Here is a 13,672-nt window from a genome sequence, read left to right as displayed (position 1 = left end):
TCCCTCAGGGAATTTCTGGAAGGGAGCTGGGGAAGCCTTGACATTATTGTTCACTCAATAGCTTACGCACCGAAAGAAGAGTTCAAAGGTGGCGTGATAGACACATCAAGGGAAGGTTTTAAAATAGCCATGGATATATCCGTTTACTCCCTCATAGCCCTAACGAGGGAACTGCTCCCCCTTATGGAAGGAAGGAACGGGGCAATTATAACCCTCTCTTACTATGGAGGGGAAAAGGTTGTTCCCCATTACAACGTTATGGGAATAGCAAAGGCAGCCCTTGAGAGCACCGTAAGGTATCTCGCATACGATATAGCAAAATACGGCCACAGGATAAACGCTATCTCCGCAGGACCCGTAAAGACCCTGGCCGCTTACAGCATAACCGGTTTTCACCTTCTTATGGAGCATACGACTAAGGTGAACCCCTTCGGTAGACCGATAACTATAGACGATGTTGGTGATACCGCTGTATTCCTTTGTAGCGACTGGGCACGGGCTATAACGGGAGAAGTTATTCACGTTGACAACGGATACCACATAATGGGTGTATTCGGAAGGGAAGAGGAAATTAAGAAGGAAGTATTCGGGCAAGAAAGAGATTAAAATATTCTTAAAACCTTAAGGAGGTGTTGTCATGAAAAAGCTTCTTCTGTTGGGAATGTTCCTCGCAGGGGCCGTATTCGCAGCAGACGGAAAGGCTATATTCCAGTCAAAGGGATGTGCTTCCTGCCACCAACCCAACGTTGATACGGTAGGTCCTTCTCTCAAGAAAATAGCACAGGCTTACGGAAACGACGTAGAATCACTCGTTAAGTTCCTGAAAGGAGAAGCACAGCCTAAAGTTGACCCTCCGAAGTTTGCGATAATGAAGGCTCAGCTTACGATGCTTAAGGGACTTTCGGACGAGGAGCTCAGGGCTCTTGCTGAGTTCATGCTTTCTCATAAGTAATCCCGTGCCCGCCCTTTCGGGCGGGAAGTATTAATATGGAAGAGAAAGAAGTAAAATTAAAGCTTTCGGATGAAGGAACTTACGAAGCACTTCTCCCCTCGGGAAATATAAAGGTGGGGGAGAAGGCTTTAAAGCCCATGGAACTCTTACTTGTATCCGTAGGCGGCTGTTCCGGAGTTGACATATACCACATCCTCAAGAAAAAAAGACAGGAAGTAAAAAGTATAGAGATAATCCTTAAGGGAAGAAGAAGGGATAAACACCCCAGAATATACGAAGAAATAGAAATAAAGTATGTAGCCTACGGAAAGGTTGAGGAAAAGGCCCTTGAGCAGGCGGTGAAGCTTTCTACGGAGAAGTATTGTAGCGTTATCGCAATGATTAAAAGCTCAACGAAACTAAAGGTTTCCTGGGAAACGGTATGGGAAGATTGAGTGAAACTTTTAAAAGGTTAGAGGAAAACGACGAAAAAGCTCTCGTTTCTTACCTTATGGTTGGTTATCCCGATTACGAAACGTCCCTTCGGGCCTTCAGGTCTGTTCTGAGAAACGGGACGGATATACTTGAGATAGGATTTCCCTTCTCGGACCCCGTGGCGGATGGCCCTACCATTCAAGTAGCCCACGAGGTCGCCCTCAGAAACGGTGTAAAGTTCAAAGATGTTCTTGAGCTCTCAAGGACATTGAGGGAAGAGTTTCCCGAAAAACCATTTCTTCTCATGACTTACTACAACCCGATTTTCAAGATTGGTATTGAGAGGTTCTGCAGACTTTCAAAAGAAAGTGGAATTGACGGGTTTATAGTTCCCGACCTTCCCCCCGAAGAGGCAAAGGAGCTAAAGGAATATATGAAAAGATTCAGTCTCTCTTTCGTTCCTCTGGCGTCTCCGACCAGCACGAAAAAAAGACTTGAGTTGATATGTGAATCAGCTGATGAGATGGTTTACTTCGTATCCGTTACGGGAACAACCGGGGCCAGGGAAAAACTTCCGTACGAAAGTATAAGAAAGAAGGTGGAACTTTACAAAGGTCTTTGTGATAAACCCGTTGTTGTTGGTTTCGGTGTTTCAAAGGGAGAACACGCAAAGAAGATAGGAGAGTTTTCAGAAGGTGTTGTTGTGGGTAGTGCCCTGGTTAAGCTTGCTGGAAGTAAAAGATTAAAAGAACTGGAAGAGCTTATAAAGGAATTAAAGGGAGCTTTAAAAAATTAAGTTCTGTGAAGCACTTATAAAACTTAAGTAAAGTGGTATAATCTTTTCTCATGGAACAAAGCCCCAAAGTCGTTGAAGTTCCCATAGAGGAAGAAGTAAAGCAGGCTTACATAGATTACGCTATGTCCGTTATTGTCGGGAGGGCTATTCCCGACGTAAGGGACGGTTTAAAGCCTGTCCAGAGAAGAATCCTCTACTCAATGTATGAGATGGGCTTAACACCCGATAAACCCTTTAAAAAGAGTGCAAGAGTTGTCGGTGAAGTTCTCGGTAAGTACCATCCCCATGGAGACCAAGCGGTTTACGACGCCCTTGTTAGAATGGCCCAGGACTTTACCATGAGATACCCTCTTATCATCGGACAGGGAAACTTTGGTTCTGTGGACGGAGACCCCCCTGCCCAGATGCGTTATACCGAAGCAAAGCTCTCACCCGTGGCAGTTGAGATGCTTCTTGATATAGACAAAGAAACCGTTGATTTCGTTCCCAACTTTGACGATACACTTATGGAACCGGAGGTTCTTCCTTCAAAGTTTCCTAACCTTCTTTGCAACGGAACGAGCGGTATAGCTGTAGGACTCGCTACATCAATCCCTCCTCACAACCTAAAGGAAGTTGGAAAGGCACTCATAAAGCTTGCTAAAAATCCGGAAACAGAAATTGAAGAGTTAATGGAAATCTTGAAAGGTCCAGACTTTCCCACGGGAGGGGTAATAGAAAACTGGAAACAGGTAAAGGAGGCCTATAAGACGGGAAGGGGAATAATACAGGTAAAAGGAAAAGCACACGTTGAGAAGGTTCAAGGAGGAAGGGAAAGGATAGTAATCACCGAAATTCCTTACCAGGTTAACAAAGCAGAGCTCATAAAGAAGATTGCGGACAACGTAAGGAACGGGAGGATAAAGGAGATATCGGATATAAGGGATGAGACGGATAAGGAAGGTATAAGGATAGTTGTTGAACTAAAAAGAGATGCAAAGGGAGAACAGGTTCTTGAAAAGCTCTACAAATACACACCTCTTATGAAAGGTTTCCCGGTAAACCTTGTGGTTCTGATAGATAAGGAACCAAAGCTCGTTGATATAAAAACCTTGTTAAAGGAGTTTATAAAGCACAGGCTTGATGTTATACTTAGACGTTCAAGATACTTTCTCAGGAAAGCCCAAGACAGGCTCCACATAGTGGAAGGGCTCTTAAGAGCTGTAAACTTTATAGATGACATAATAGAACGTATAAGGCGTTCAAGAGATGTATCCGAGGCCAGGGCCTTCCTTATGGAGGAGTTTGGCTTTTCCGAAAGACAGGCGAATGCAATACTTGACTTAAGATTACAAAGATTAACGTCCCTTGAGAGGGAAAAACTTCTTCAGGAAGAAAAGGAATTAAGGGAAAGGATAGAGTATTACAGGAAACTTGTAAAGAGCGAAGAGGAAAGGATAAAGGTATTCATAGAGGAAACGGAAGAACTCATAAAGAAGTTCGGAGACACCAGGAGAACCTACATAGAGGGGGCAGGAAGGGAGCTAAAGGAAGGTGCCATAACTGTAGCCATACTCCAGGACGGAAGTATAGTTCCCGTTGAAAACCTTCCTCCCGAGAACGCTCCGGTTGTTAACATCCTAAGAGTTCCTTTTACGGAAGGTTTATTTCTTGTATCAAATAGAGGCAGAGTTTACTGGGTTGCAGGCTCTCAGGCACTCCAGGGAAGCAAGGTGTCCCTGAAGGGAAGGGGTGAGAAAGTAATAGGTGCGTTCATAAGGGAGCAGTTTGTGGATAGGCTGCTCCTTGCAACCAGAAGGGGCTATGTTAAGAAAATACCCCTTGCAGAATTTGAGTATAAAGCCCAGGGAATGCCGATAATAAAGCTTACCGAGGGGGACGAAGTCGTTTCGTTAGCCCGCTCTATAGACGAAACACACCTTCTTATGTTTACGGTAAAAGGTAGAGTTGCAAGGTTCGGTGTTAGAGAAGTTCCACCTTCAACTCCCGGCGCAAGAGGTGTTCAGGGCATAAAGCTTGAGAAGGAAGATGAGGTCTCGGGTTTAAGAGTATGGAACGGAGAGCCTTTCCTGCTCGTTATAACCGCAAGGGGAAGGGTAAAAAAGATTTCTGAGAAGGAAGTTCCAAAGACGAACAGAGGAGTTAAGGGAACGGAAGTATCGGGAACGAAGGACAGATTGGTAGATTTAATACCCATAAAGGATGAGGTTGAGCTTCTCATAACGACAAAGGAGGGTAAAGCTTTTTACGACAAGGTTGACCAGAAGGAACTTCCACTATCAACTAAGAAAAGTATTCCCAGGACAAGATGGAAACTCGGAGAGGACGAGATAATAAAGGTGGTGATAAAGGCAAGCAGGTAAACGTATTCCTATCTATAGAAACCTGGGATATAGACGATACTCTTCTCCTCCTTTTTATTCTCCATTATCACATAAGGGGAAAGGTAAAGCTTTTAGGTGTTGAGATTGATAAGGGAACACGTATCCAGAATACCTATGTTAAGTATATTCTCAAGCTGGCGGAAGAAAACGTTCCCCTTTTTTCAAGGAATTTAGAGCCTCAGGAGGACCAAATCCCCGAGTATTACTACACCTTCTTTAAAGGTCTTGAGAGAAGAGAAACGTTTTTACCTCCGCGAGAGGAAGCTCTTGGACTCCTTAAAGGAAAAGAGTTTACGCTTATAGTAGGAGGAAGTCTTAACTTCGCTACATTCTTATTAAAGCGGGGAATAATTCCGAAGGAAATATTCTTTCAAGGCGGATTTGCAGGCTTCAACGTGACACGCAAGGTAAATAAGAAGTTCGGGAAAAGAGTTTATACCCCGACCTTTAACCTGAACAAGGACATAAGGGCTTCCGAGGAGTTTTTTAACCTTAGAAAAAAGCTTGAAGTTCCTACTTACATGGTTTCAAAAAACGTGAACCACCTTATACTTGTAAGAGAGTGTGAACTCTCCTGCATTTCCCCCTGTACTAAGCCCCAGGAGCTTTACATAAATACTCTGAAAAAGTACTTAAGAAATGTAAGGAAGGAAAAGAGCTTACACGACGTGTATACAGCCGTTGCTTTCTTCGATAAAGAAATATTTTCGTGGAAAGAGGTGGCTCCCATTTTCAGGGAGGGAAAGAAGTTTAGAGAGTGGGGAAGTAAGGAAAGGGAAGGAAGCTTAAGGATAACAGTTGGTGCGAAGGAAGAAGAGGTAAAGGCTTACAGCTTATTTAAGAAGGAGTTTTAATCTTTGTAATACTCCTCAAAGGCTATCCAAGTTCTGGGAATACGCCACTCAAGTTTATCCCACTCTTTCATTAATTCTTTCCTCTTCTTTGCAGCCCTGTTTATGGAAGAACCGAAGGTATCAAGGGCTTCCTCTTCATACTCTTCCGGCTCACCCTCAAGTATGCTCCTTGCCGCCATATCTCCCGTGAGAACTGCGTTCGCTATACCCCCGCCCGTTATGGGATGGCAAAACCCTCCTGCATCACCGACGAGAAAAACTCTACCTCTGAGGGGGCTTACTATCCCTTCCCCGGGTATGAAACCTCCCGTCTTTCCTAAGATTTCATCAGTATAAACGAATTCTTTCACTTCTCTTACAAACCTGTTTAACACGTCAAGAACGTTTAGCTTGTAGTAAATGTCTATACCTACACCCACGTTTGCAAGCTTTCCTTTCGGGAATATCCAGCCGTATCCCCCGGGTATGTAATCTCTAAAGAAGATGAGAAGGTCACCGAGAGGTTTTTTAAGTTTTAAGGTGTATTGAGCCGTTACGAGAAAGTCCCTTGTGAACCTTCCCGTTTCCTTTGCAACTTTGGAACGTGCCCCGTCCGCACCTATGACGAAGTCCGCCTTTACCCTTATTATTTCCCGGGTTCTCATATCCTCTAATAGAGCGTATTCGTCTTCAAAGCCTACAAACTTAGTTTTTGTTTTTAAAACTGCTCCACTTTCTTGGGCAAGCTCAGCTATTCTCTTGTCCCATATTTCCCTGTTAAGAATGAATCCTTCGGAATACATACTTACGACTTCTCCCCAGGGGGTGTAGTGAACCATATCTTTAACCTTCTGGGCTATCGCTTCCTCAGTAAAGAACTCCGGAAACTTATAGCTAAGTTGGACGGGGACAAACTCTGCACACTGAACAGGATAGCCTACCTCTTTACGGGTATCAACCAAAAGGACTTTAGCCCCGCCCCGTGCAAGTCTGTAAGCGGCTGTTGAACCGCCGGGACCAGCTCCCACAATGAGAACATCGTATTTCATAACTCTTTAATCTACTTCCCGTTTAGCTTTTTTCTTAAGGATTTTGCAACCTTAAAGGTGGGAACGTATCGCTCTTTTACGTAAACTTCAATTCCCAGCTTGGGATTTTTTACAAACCTTCCGGGTTTTCTCTTTAACTTAAAGGTTCCCAGCCCCCTTATCTCAACTCTTTCCCCTTTCAGAACCTCCTCTTTTATAATTTCGAACACCTCGTTTACTATAATTGTTGCCTTTCTGAGAGGTATTCCCTTTCTTTTTGAAAGCTCCTTAGCAAGGTCAGATTTGTTCACTTCTTTTCCTCCACGAACACACTCTTTACCCTTTTTCCTCTTCCCTTTGCTACAAGTTTCCTTTCTCTTTTGTATATGTATATCTCGTCCGCTTCAAGAGCCCTTTTATCCTCAATTATTTTAGCATTACCCTTCATATAGACCACGTCCTTTATAAGGTCATATTCAAGGTAGTCAGAAAATGACTTCCTGTTTCCCTCTATAACCCTTACGTTTCCCTTTGCAACGATTTTCACGGGCTTTCCCTGCCCATTAAGGTAAACTATAACCTCCTGTGCCTTCAGAACAGAGGAATCCCTTATGAGTTTTACGTTTCCCTTGTATACCAACTTATCCTTTGTGTAAACCAAGCTGTCCGCTTCCCCCGTAATGGCTTGGGAGAATACCATACCGAAAAGACTAAGGATAAGAATGAGTACCCTTAACTTCATCTATTATTACCTTAAAGGGTTTAAAGCTTATTTTAAAGCCCTTTCCCCTTATCACGTTATTTCCCTTCCTGAGTATAATCTCGTCGTATCCCCACGCCTTGTTTTCCCTAAAATCAACGTAAGCGGTTTTTGTCTTCAAATACATATCGGGACCGGATATCTCAACGTTCCCCTCAAGCCTTCCCCTTTTTTCCTTTCTGTTGAAAAAAAGCCTTTCAGCCTTTATTGTGTAGTTACCTCCCCGTATAACACTCTTTTTTATGAGAGCTATTCCCCCCTCGTAGATGAGTTCTTTACCAGTCAGGTCCCAACGTTCTTCGGTAAAAATCTTTATATGCACATTTTTAACGTTGCTTCTCACAAGATGATATTCTTCAAGGGAAAGATAGTTCCTAACGTAGAGCTCGGAAACGGTAACACCTATGAGGAATACAAGTATTAGGAAAAAACCTTTAAACATTTTTTAAGAACTTTAAAAGTTCCGCAACTTCCCTGATAGCACCCTTTCCCCCTTCCGCATTCGTTACGTAAATGGCTATTCTTTTTACCTCATCAACCGCATTTGCTACCGCTATGGGTAGCCCAACCCTTTTCATTACGGGAACGTCAACGACGTCGTCCCCTATAAAGCATACCTCTTCGTCCCTCAGACCCTTCTTCCTTTTTATTTCCTCGTAAATTTCAAGTTTCGAGTGTTTTCCCGTGAATACTTCTTCAATTCCCAGCTCTTTTAATCTAACGATAAGCGGTGATGAGTCTCTCCCGCTTATAACTCCCAGCTCAAACCCCATGCTTTGAAGCATCTTTATACCGAGTCCGTCTAAGACGTTGAAAACCTTTATGGTTTCTCCTTCCTCCGTGTAGTAAAGGCTTCCGTCGGTAAGAACTCCGTCTATGTCCGTTATTATAAACTTTAGCCTCTTTACCCTATCTCTCAGCGCCATACCTTTCCCTCACGTATTCGTAAACCTTTTTAAGCCCCGTGCTGGCCTTTTCCCTGAAGACCTTATCCGCTATACGGGAAATAGGTGTTTCTTCGGGATTTACCTCTATCACTTCCGCCCCGTTTTCCTTTGCAACGTAGGGAAGTTCAGCCGCAGGGTAAACTACTCCCGACGTTCCTACAACTATAAATAGGTGTGCCTCCCTTGAAAGCTCGTAAGCCTTATTTAGGGCTTCCATCGGGAGACTCTCCCCGAACCATACAACACCGGGTCTTAAAAGTCCCCCGCACTCACACTTCGGAGGTATCTCGGGAAGCGGCACTCTATAGTCATACTCCTCTTTTCCGCACTGAACACACCTCACCTTCCATATATTCCCGTGTAGTTCTATGACCCTTTTAGAACCCGCCTTTTGATGAAGTCCGTCTACGTTCTGGGTTATTAAAAAGAACCCGGTAAACTCTTTTTCCATCCTTGCAAGAATTTTATGACCGTCGTTTGGTTCCGCCTTTTCTATCAGCTGTCTCCTCCAGTCATACCACTCCCAAACGAGTTTTGGGTTTCTGAAGAAGGCCTCGGGTGTTGCAAGTTCTTCGGGTCTGAACTTGTTCCATAGCCCATCTTTCCCTCTGAAGGTAGGTATACCACTTTCTGCGGATATTCCTGCCCCCGTGAGTGCAACTATCTTAACCGCCATAAGGTTATAATTTATCCGATGAAGAGAAAGCTTATTTTCCTTCTTTTAGCTTTCCTTACACTGGGGAGCGTTATATCCTACACGTTATTTTTCTCAAAACCAAGGGTTTACGGGTATAAAGAACTTTCACTCCTTCCGAGAAAGAAGACAGTAGTACTAAAGGTAAGCAATCCCCAAAGGGCTGACCTTTTAAGTGTAAAAATTATTCAAAACGGTAAAGTGTTTACTCTTTACGAGGGAAAGCCTTCGGAAGAAATAAAACTTACAATTGAACCCAAACGCATAGGACTAAAGGAGGGTAAGGCGGAAGCGTATGTTGAGATTACACGATTCTTTTTCATAAAGGAAGTTTTTAAAGTCCCCACTTATATTGACTACACACCACCTACCGTAAGCATTCTCTTTTCCCCCTATGGGGTTATGAACGGAGGGAGCGGTGCGGTAAGGGTAAGCGTAAGCGAGGAGGCAAAGCTTTCCCTGAAGGTAGGGAATCTCACGTTTCCCTTTTACAGGGTAGGGGAAAATACGTATTTCTCCCTCTTTGCGGTCCCCATAGGATTTTCGGAAAAGGACAGCATTGAGCTAATAGCTGTTGATAAAGCGGGGAACGAGTCTAAGATACCCGTCCCAACGAGGATAAAGATAAAGAGGTATCCCGTTTACAGGATTGAGTTAAAAGGAAGGGAAAAGCTCTTAATACCGAAACTTTCAACCCTTTTGGCAGAAAAAGTCGGCGGGGAAAACCTGATAGAAGCCTTTAAGAGAGTGAACGAGGATTTAAGAAGGGAGAATGAAGAACAGCTTTACAACATAGGTAGAGACTCCGAAGAAAAGGTTTACTGGAAGGGAAGATTCATCCAGATGAGGAAGAGTAAGGTTGTATCTCTCTTCGGAGAGAAAAGGATATACACTTACGGAGGAAAAAGGATAAGCGAGAGCTACCACTGGGGATACGACCTCGCATCGGTCAAAAACGCCCCTGTTGAAGCGTCAAACGGGGGAAAGGTTGTTTTTACCGGATTTCTCGGCATATACGGAAATACTATTGTTATAGACCACGGATACGGTCTGATGAGTATATACTCCCACCTCGCGGAGTTTAAGGTAAAGAAAGGTGATATTGTAAAAAAGGGTCAGATAATAGGTATTACCGACTCAACGGGTCTTGCCTTCGGAGACCATTTACACTTCGGCATAATGATTCAGGGCATTCCCGTAAACCCCATAGAGTGGTGGGACAGGAAATGGATTGAGAATAACATAACTCCCGCAATTCAACCGAGAACTTCAAGGTGACAGGTGTTGTTCAGCTCCCTCAAGTGAAACCTTTCCCCGTCATATTCAAGGATGGTTATACCCGTGTTGTCCATATGAATGTGCCACATCTTCTCAAGTCCTATTCCGAGAGCCAAACACACAAGTCCGTGAAGGGTTCCCCCGTGGCCTACAACCGCGATATATTTTTCCTTTCTTTGAATAATCTCCCTCAAGAAATCCGATACTCTTTCCTCAAAAATCTTCATATCCTCCTGTGTCGGAAGGGGATTTTCCACGGGATTTTTTAGCCAATCAAGTATCATCTTTTTATTTTCCTCAAACATAGTCCAGAAGTGGTTTCCCTCAAGAACTCCGAAGGACATCTCCCTTATTCTTTCATCAACCACGAGGTTGACCCCGAGTATGTCGGAAAGGGTTAAGGCGGTCTTGTAAGCCCTTCTCTGAGGTGAGGTAAATATCACCTCGGGTTTTTCCCTTTTGAAGTATCCCGTGAGGAGCCTTGCCTGAACGAAACCAAGGGGTGTGAGGTCGCTATCAAGTCTTCCTTGAAAGATACCCTTCTCGTTATACTCGCTCTGTGCGTGTCTTATCAAGTATATCTTCTTCATATCTGTTCAAATAAGACGTCAAGAACCTGAGGTTGTATGTCTATCTCCCACTCCTGGTAGTAATACTCTTTATTAACAACGGTAACAACACCCAGATTTTCAAGGTAAAGAAGGACCTTAGCCAAATTAACAAGCCCGCATATCTGTGAAGATTTGAGCTCCTTTATTTTAACCCTCGGTATTGGTCTATCTGCATTCTTAAATATTTCAAGGAGTTCCTGCTTTACATGGTAATAAAGCGTTTCAAAGTCACAGGGTTGTTTTCCTTCCTTGGGATTTAGTCCTTCCCTATACAACCATCACCTCCGAGGATTTCTTTAACAACCTCAGCATCACTGAAAGGATATTTTACACCTTTTATCTCCTGATAATTTTCATGCCCCTTTCCCAGTATGGCGACCGTGTCCCCCTTCCTTGCTGTTTTCAAGGCAAGTTCTATAGCCTTTCTCCTGTCGGGCTCAACGATAACCTTTTCCCTTTCCTTTATCCCCTTAAGTATGTCCTGTATTATCGTCTCGGGTTCTTCATCCCTCGGGTTGTCGGAGGTAAGGATAATTAGGTCGCTGTATCTCTCGGAAGCTTCCCCCATCATAGGTCTTTTTTCCCTGTCTCTGTTTCCCCCTGCCCCGAAAAGGGATATTAATCTCCCTCTCGTAATTTTTCGTGCGGTCCTTAAAACGTTTTCAATTGCATCGGGTGTGTGTGCGTAATCAACTATAACGGTAAAAACTCCGTTGTAAACCACTTCAAACCTTCCGGGAACCTTTACACATTTTAAGGCTTCCGCTATTACCTCCTCATCTATTCCCTTCCAGAGTGCGTAGGCTATTCCGGCACACAGGTTATACGCCTGAAACTCCCCTATAAGATTTGAGAAAAAAGTATAACTCTTTCCCCTGAAAGAAACTTTCATTTTTGAACCTTTAAGGTTTGTATAAAACTCCGAGATTTTAAGCTCTCCTTCCCTTCCGTAGGTTATAATTTCCCCTTTTACTTCCTTAATAAGTCTTTTCCCGTAAGGGTCATCCGCATTTACAATTTTTACCTTTGAAGTGTATTCCGTAAAAAGCCTTTTCTTTGAAAGAAAGTAGTCTTCCATAGTTTTATGGTAATCAAGATGGTCCCGTGTTAAGTTTGTAAATACGACAGCTTCAAACTTGGTCGGGTAAACCCTGAACTGGTCAAGGGCGTGGGAAGAAATTTCTGCTACAACGTGTGTAGCTCCCTTCTCTAAAAGCTTTTTAAGTGTTCCGTGCCACGTTATAGGGTCGGGAGTTGTCCTTCCCTCTCCGAGAACTTCATTCCCTATTCTGTAGTTTACAGTTCCCAAAACGCCTACCTTTTCCCCCGAAGTTTCAAGTATCTTCTCTATTACGTAGGTTGTTGTGGTTTTCCCGTTTGTTCCCGTAACACCTATGACGTTAAATTTCTTTGAAGGTTCCCCGAAAAATACGTGTGAAGCTTCACCGAGAACTTTCCGCGTGTTTTCTACAACTATTACGGGAATGTCAAGATGGAGAGGCTTTTCAGCAACGACCGCGTAAGCTCCCCTACTTTGTGCTTCTTTTGCAAAATCGTGACCGTCATACCTGCACCCTCTTATAGCAAAGAAGAGATATCCCCTTTTTACTTCCTTTGAACTTGAAGTTATGCCCTTTACACGGCTTAAGATAAAAGGAAGGTTCATACTTATATAATACTTTTTACGATGGTAAAAACAGCCGTAATCCTTGCGGGAGGAGAAGGAAAAAGACTGAGACCTTACACCGATGAACTTCCGAAGGCTCTTATTAAGGTAGCGGGAAGAGAACTCCTCTACAGGACAATGAAACAGCTCCAAGAGGAAGGAGTTGAAGAGTTTATAATAGTTGTAAACGAAAAGTATAAAGATAAGCTTGAAGAATTTTTAAGAGAAAATAACCTAAATGCTGAGATAATTCCCAATCCATACCCCGAAAAAGAAAACGGTTACTCTCTCTACCTTGCAAAGGATAAGGTCAAGGGAAGATTTGTCGTAGTTATGTCGGACCACGTTTACGAAAAGGAGTTTATAAAGGAAGCCCTCAAAAGTGAAGGCTTAATCGTAGACAAAGTAGGGTTATACATAGACAGGGACGAAGCCACTAAAGTCAAGTGTGAAGAAGGGAAAGTTAAGGATATAGGGAAAGAAATAAAAAATTACGACGGTTTTGATACGGGATTTTTTATTTTAAACGATGAGATATTTAGAAAAGCTGAGGAGCTTCTTAAAGAGACTGATAAGCTTACTATGAGTCAGCTCGCAAAGTATGCACAAATACCCTGCACCTATTTATCGGGATACTTCTGGATGGATATAGACACACCCGAGGATATCAAAAAGGCGAGAAAACTTATAGTGAAAACCGCTATAAAGGGAGCAGGAGACGGCTTTATCTCAAGAAATCTAAATAGAAAAATATCAACGAGAATATCTCCTTACCTTGTTGAGAAGTTTACACCTAACCAGGTAACCGTTTACACGTTTCTTTTGGGACTCTTTTCCGCTTTAGTTGCTTACTTTTCTCCTCCTCTCGGAGGTATACTCCTTCAGATAAGTTCTGTTCTGGACGGACTTGACGGGGAAATAGCCCGTGCCCGTATGCAGACGACCAAGTTCGGGGCATGGCTTGACTCTTTACTTGACAGATATGTGGATTTCGCCTTCCTAACCGCTTTAACTTTTCACATAAAACCATCGTGGGGCTTTATGCCTTGGGTTTTCCTTGCTCTTTTTGGAACTCTAATGGTTAGCTACTCTACGGAAAGGTATAAAGGTGCTTACTGTGAAGATGCTTACGTTGTTATAAAGGAACTCAGATATCTTCTCGGGAAGAGGGATGAAAGAATTTTCCTCATAATGATATTTACACTTTTTGGATGGATAAAAGCGTTATTCGTCCTTCTTGCACTTATAACCAATATACGTGTTCTTCTTACGATATACCTCGTTTGGAAAAAAAGGGGAAGTGTTTAAC

At 43.2% G+C, this 13,672-nt stretch carries 17 protein-coding genes; 8 read left to right on the top strand and 9 right to left on the bottom strand.

Annotation, left to right across the window (positions count from 1 at the left end):
• The 6 genes from ACWB1W_RS07875 to ACWB1W_RS07850 form a co-directional block, all read left to right on the top strand.
• On the top strand, window positions 1–606 hold a 606-nt coding region (locus ACWB1W_RS07875), incomplete at its 5' end, for an enoyl-ACP reductase FabI (protein WP_479370822.1).
• 31 nt (window positions 607–637) lie between these two features.
• On the top strand, window positions 638–952 hold the full coding sequence (locus tag ACWB1W_RS07870; RefSeq protein ID WP_479370821.1) for a c-type cytochrome: 315 nt from the start codon (window positions 638–640) through the stop codon (window positions 950–952).
• A 35-nt stretch (window positions 953–987) separates the two neighbouring features.
• Complete coding sequence (locus ACWB1W_RS07865) at window positions 988–1,386, top strand: OsmC family protein (RefSeq protein ID WP_479370820.1); 399 nt, start codon at window positions 988–990, stop codon at window positions 1,384–1,386.
• Window positions 1,374–2,162: a tryptophan synthase subunit alpha gene (gene trpA, locus ACWB1W_RS07860; protein WP_479370819.1), complete on the top strand. Its 789-nt coding sequence runs from the start codon at window positions 1,374–1,376 to the stop codon at window positions 2,160–2,162. The genes ACWB1W_RS07865 and trpA overlap by 13 nt, the downstream gene beginning before the upstream one ends.
• 50 nt (window positions 2,163–2,212) lie before the next feature.
• Window positions 2,213–4,525, top strand: coding sequence for a DNA gyrase/topoisomerase IV subunit A (locus ACWB1W_RS07855; protein ID WP_479370818.1), 2,313 nt, complete (start codon window positions 2,213–2,215; stop codon window positions 4,523–4,525).
• Window positions 4,471–5,400, top strand: coding sequence for a hypothetical protein (locus ACWB1W_RS07850; protein WP_479370817.1), 930 nt, complete (start codon window positions 4,471–4,473; stop codon window positions 5,398–5,400). Before ACWB1W_RS07855 ends, ACWB1W_RS07850 begins: the two co-directional genes overlap by 55 nt.
• Here the strand turns inward: ACWB1W_RS07850 and ACWB1W_RS07845 are convergent.
• From ACWB1W_RS07845 to ACWB1W_RS07820, 6 genes are read right to left on the bottom strand one after another with little or no spacing between them, the layout of a single operon-like run.
• Window positions 5,397–6,428, bottom strand: coding sequence for a geranylgeranyl reductase family protein (locus ACWB1W_RS07845; protein ID WP_479370816.1), 1,032 nt, complete (start codon window positions 6,426–6,428; stop codon window positions 5,397–5,399). The genes ACWB1W_RS07850 and ACWB1W_RS07845 overlap by 4 nt on opposite strands.
• Window positions 6,429–6,439: 11 nt before the next feature.
• A complete protein-coding gene (locus ACWB1W_RS07840; RefSeq protein WP_479370815.1) occupies window positions 6,440–6,718 on the bottom strand; it encodes an HU family DNA-binding protein in 279 nt (92 codons plus the stop codon).
• A complete protein-coding gene (locus tag ACWB1W_RS07835; protein WP_479370814.1) occupies window positions 6,715–7,149 on the bottom strand; it encodes an LptA/OstA family protein in 435 nt (144 codons plus the stop codon). Before ACWB1W_RS07835 ends, ACWB1W_RS07840 begins: the two co-directional genes overlap by 4 nt.
• A complete protein-coding gene (gene lptC, locus ACWB1W_RS07830) occupies window positions 7,118–7,609 on the bottom strand; it encodes an LPS export ABC transporter periplasmic protein LptC (protein ID WP_479370813.1) in 492 nt (163 codons plus the stop codon). The genes ACWB1W_RS07835 and lptC overlap by 32 nt, the downstream gene beginning before the upstream one ends.
• A complete protein-coding gene (locus tag ACWB1W_RS07825; RefSeq protein WP_479370812.1) occupies window positions 7,602–8,093 on the bottom strand; it encodes a KdsC family phosphatase in 492 nt (163 codons plus the stop codon). Before ACWB1W_RS07825 ends, lptC begins: the two co-directional genes overlap by 8 nt.
• Entirely contained in the window at window positions 8,077–8,790 is a 714-nt protein-coding gene (locus tag ACWB1W_RS07820; RefSeq protein WP_479370811.1) for an SIR2 family NAD-dependent protein deacylase, read from the bottom strand. The genes ACWB1W_RS07825 and ACWB1W_RS07820 overlap by 17 nt, the downstream gene beginning before the upstream one ends.
• An 18-nt stretch (window positions 8,791–8,808) precedes the next feature.
• On the opposite strand from ACWB1W_RS07820, the gene ACWB1W_RS07815 reads away from it, so the two are divergent.
• On the top strand, window positions 8,809–10,086 hold the full coding sequence (locus tag ACWB1W_RS07815; RefSeq protein ID WP_479370810.1) for a M23 family metallopeptidase: 1,278 nt from the start codon (window positions 8,809–8,811) through the stop codon (window positions 10,084–10,086).
• Here the strand turns inward: ACWB1W_RS07815 and ACWB1W_RS07810 are convergent.
• From ACWB1W_RS07810 to ACWB1W_RS07800, 3 genes are read right to left on the bottom strand one after another with little or no spacing between them, the layout of a single operon-like run.
• On the bottom strand, window positions 10,065–10,676 hold the full coding sequence (locus tag ACWB1W_RS07810; RefSeq protein WP_479370809.1) for a histidine phosphatase family protein: 612 nt from the start codon (window positions 10,674–10,676) through the stop codon (window positions 10,065–10,067). The two genes, ACWB1W_RS07815 and ACWB1W_RS07810, sit on opposite strands and share 22 nt — an antisense overlap.
• Window positions 10,673–10,972, bottom strand: a complete 300-nt coding sequence (locus ACWB1W_RS07805) for a hypothetical protein (protein ID WP_459775542.1) — start codon at window positions 10,970–10,972, stop codon at window positions 10,673–10,675. The genes ACWB1W_RS07810 and ACWB1W_RS07805 overlap by 4 nt, the downstream gene beginning before the upstream one ends.
• Window positions 10,954–12,363: a UDP-N-acetylmuramoyl-L-alanyl-D-glutamate--2,6-diaminopimelate ligase gene (locus ACWB1W_RS07800; RefSeq protein WP_479370808.1), complete on the bottom strand. Its 1,410-nt coding sequence runs from the start codon at window positions 12,361–12,363 to the stop codon at window positions 10,954–10,956. The genes ACWB1W_RS07805 and ACWB1W_RS07800 overlap by 19 nt, the downstream gene beginning before the upstream one ends.
• A 21-nt stretch (window positions 12,364–12,384) precedes the next feature.
• Here ACWB1W_RS07800 and ACWB1W_RS07795 point away from each other — a divergent pair, with 21 nt between their 5' ends.
• Window positions 12,385–13,671, top strand: coding sequence for a bifunctional L-myo-inositol-1-phosphate cytidylyltransferase/CDP-L-myo-inositol myo-inositolphosphotransferase (locus ACWB1W_RS07795; protein ID WP_479370807.1), 1,287 nt, complete (start codon window positions 12,385–12,387; stop codon window positions 13,669–13,671).
• The last annotated feature ends 1 nt before the right edge of the window (window position 13,672 follow it).

The organism is Aquifex sp. (assembly GCF_056494385.1).
The sequence above is the reverse complement of the archived record's forward strand: the minus strand, read 5'-3'. Positions and strand labels throughout refer to the sequence as shown.